Annotated in this window: 2 protein-coding genes and 2 pseudogenes; 3 read left to right on the forward strand and 1 reads right to left on the reverse strand. The window is 57.0% G+C overall.

What is annotated here, in order from left to right; translation table 11 throughout:
• The 3 genes and pseudogenes from CINSTRO3249_RS14880 to CINSTRO3249_RS14890 form a co-directional block, all read left to right on the forward strand.
• Window positions 1–260, forward strand: a pseudogene (locus tag CINSTRO3249_RS14880) (IS1 family transposase); the annotation flags it as partial.
• A gap of 15 nt (window positions 261–275) precedes the next feature.
• Window positions 276–746: pseudogene (locus tag CINSTRO3249_RS14885) on the forward strand (kinase/pyrophosphorylase); the annotation flags it as partial.
• Between the two features lie 103 nt (window positions 747–849).
• Complete coding sequence (locus tag CINSTRO3249_RS14890) at window positions 850–1,929, forward strand: 3-deoxy-7-phosphoheptulonate synthase (protein ID WP_074013811.1); 1,080 nt, start codon at window positions 850–852, stop codon at window positions 1,927–1,929.
• Window positions 1,930–2,407: 478 nt separating this feature from the next.
• Here the strand turns inward: CINSTRO3249_RS14890 and CINSTRO3249_RS14895 are convergent.
• A partial coding sequence (locus CINSTRO3249_RS14895; protein WP_143146879.1) for an integrase core domain-containing protein occupies window positions 2,408–2,636 on the reverse strand: 229 nt, incomplete at its 5' end.

Raw genomic sequence — 2,636 nt, forward strand, 5'->3', positions numbered from 1 at the left:
GCCTACACTTTTGGCCCCCGAACCGATGAGACCTGCCGTGAATTGCTGGCTCTGTTGACGCCGTTCAACATCGGCATGATTACCAGTGACAACTGGGGCAGCTATGCAAGAGAGGTGCCGAAGCAGATATAGAGCGCAATAACCTGACGCTCCGTACCCGCATTAAACGACTGGCGCGTAAAACGATTTGCTTCTCGCGCTCTGTCGAGATCCACGAAAAAGTCATCGGAGCCTTCATCGAAAAACACATGTTCTACTAATTGGAGTCATTACCCAATTTAAGTAAGTACGATGCGCGTATCGCTGCTATTGATTATACCCTGGCCCACGACGACGGTATTTCGCTGCGCAATCTGGATCAGGCGCAAATTATTTTGCTCGGGGTGTCGCGCTGCGGTAAAACGCCCACCAGTTTATATTTAGCGATGCAATATGGTATCCGCGCCGCCAATTACCCGTTTATCGCCGACGATATGGATAATCTTTCGCTGCCCGCGGCGCTAAAAGCCAATCAGGACAAACTGTTTGGCCTGACCATTGACCCCGAGCGTTTGGCGGCGATACGCGATGAGCGCCTGAGCGACAGCCGCTATGCCTCGCTGCGCCAGTGTCGGATGGAAATTAATGAAGTGGAATCGTTGTTTCGCAATAACAATATCCGCTATCTCAACTCCACTAATCATTCCGTGGAGGAAATCGCGGCGAAAATTATGGATGTGTTGGGGATGAGCCGGCGCATGTATTAGCAATTTTTGCCGGGCAAGGTTGAATTCAGCGCCGGTTGGGGTATCGTGAGCAGCATCGCTTCCCGGTAACGCCACCGCGGTAAGTCCCCAATTAGAGATAAGCATGCAAAAGACAGATGAATTGCGCACGCGGCGCATCGATCGATTAGTTGCTCCCGCCGCGCTGGCCGCCGCCTTGCCCCTAAGCGCGCCGTTGGCTGAGAATGTGCTGCGGGTGCGCCAACGTATTGAACGTATTCTTCACGGCGATGATCCCCGTTTGCTGGTGATAATCGGCCCCTGCTCCATCCACGATACCGATGCGGCGCTGGATTATGCGCGCCGGCTTAATCCGCTGCGCGTCAAGTACCAGGACCGACTGGAAATCGTGATGCGTACCTATTTTGAAAAACCGCGCACCGTGGTGGGTTGGAAAGGGTTGATTGCCGACCCGGGGCTGGACGGCAGTTTTCGGGTCAATGACGGGTTAGAGGTTGCAAGGCGGCTCTTGCTGGCGGTCAACGAATTGGGTTTGCCGACCGCCACCGAATTCCTGGATATGGTCACCGGCCAATATATTGCCGATCTGATTAGCTGGGGCGCTATCGGCGCGCGCACGACCGAAAGCCAGATCCACCGCGAAATGGCCTCGGCGCTGTCCTGCCCGGTCGGCTTTAAGAACGGCACGGACGGTAATATTCAGATCGCCATCGACGCCATTCGCGCCGCCCGTGCGTCTCATCTCTTTCTGTCGCCGGACAAGCAAGGTCAGATGACGATTTATCAGACCGGCGGCAACCCGTATGGGCATATTATTATGCGCGGGGGCAAAGTGCCCAATTACCAGCCGCAGGCGATCGCCGATGCCTGTGCGCAATTGGCGTCGTTTGGGCTGCCGGCGCATTTGCTGGTGGATTTCAGCCACGGCAACAGCCAGAAGCAGTATCGCCGTCAATGGGACGTCGCGCATTCTGTTGGCCAACAATTGCGCGACGGCAGCCGTCAGGTGGTGGGGGTAATGGTGGAAAGTAATCTGGTGGCGGGGAATCAGACCCTGCGCGCCGACGCGCCACTAACCTACGGTCAATCCATTACCGATGCCTGTCTTGGCTGGGAAGACAGCGAGCGCCTGCTGGCGCTGCTGAACGACGCAGTGGATTGCCGCTTTTCGTCGGCTGAACGGGTTAGCCCGGGCGCGGGATAATTTGCCGCATTTCGTCAGCTGCACGGGTCAGACCGGGCGCGGGATAACCTGCCACCTTCGTCGGCTGAACGGGTTAGCCCGGGCGCGGGATAACCTGCCGCTTTTCGTTGGCTGCACGGGTTAGCTTGGGCGCGGGATAACCTGACGCATTTCGTCGGCTGCATGGGTCAGCTTGGGCGTGGTATAACCTGCCGCTTTTCGTCGGCTGCACGGGTCAGCTTGGGCGCGGTGAAGCCTGCCGGACCGGCCACCCAGCGGCTATCGTGACGGCGTCCGTCACCGCTTCGTATCGCGCCGCTTGTCGGCACAGCCACCGCATTACACGCTCCCGCGCCACGGTACTAAATTAACGCCTGGCTGAGCGGTGGCGCCACAACCTCTGCGTCCATCCGCGCGGGTATCAAGGCACAGGCGACTATCACGCCCTCATTTCAGCATTGAATAACCCCGAGTTTATTAGAGAGTAATTTTGGCAATACTACGCCGCTTCCTCTGATGCTAATTGCAAAGCGTAATAGTTCATTTCGGCTTCAGTAGGAGGGATGTAACCCAGCCGCCCGAGCAGCCTTCTGTTGTTGTACCAGTCCACCCAGTCCAGCGTGGCCAACTCCACTTCCGTCCGGTTTTTCCAGCTCCCGCGGTGGATAACCTCCGTTTTGTACAACCCGTTGATACTCTCTGCCATCGCATTATCGTAGGAGTCGCCG

The sequence above is a fragment of the Candidatus Sodalis sp. SoCistrobi genome, from assembly GCF_900143145.1.
In the GTDB taxonomy this organism is placed as follows: domain Bacteria; phylum Pseudomonadota; class Gammaproteobacteria; order Enterobacterales; family Enterobacteriaceae; genus SoCistrobi.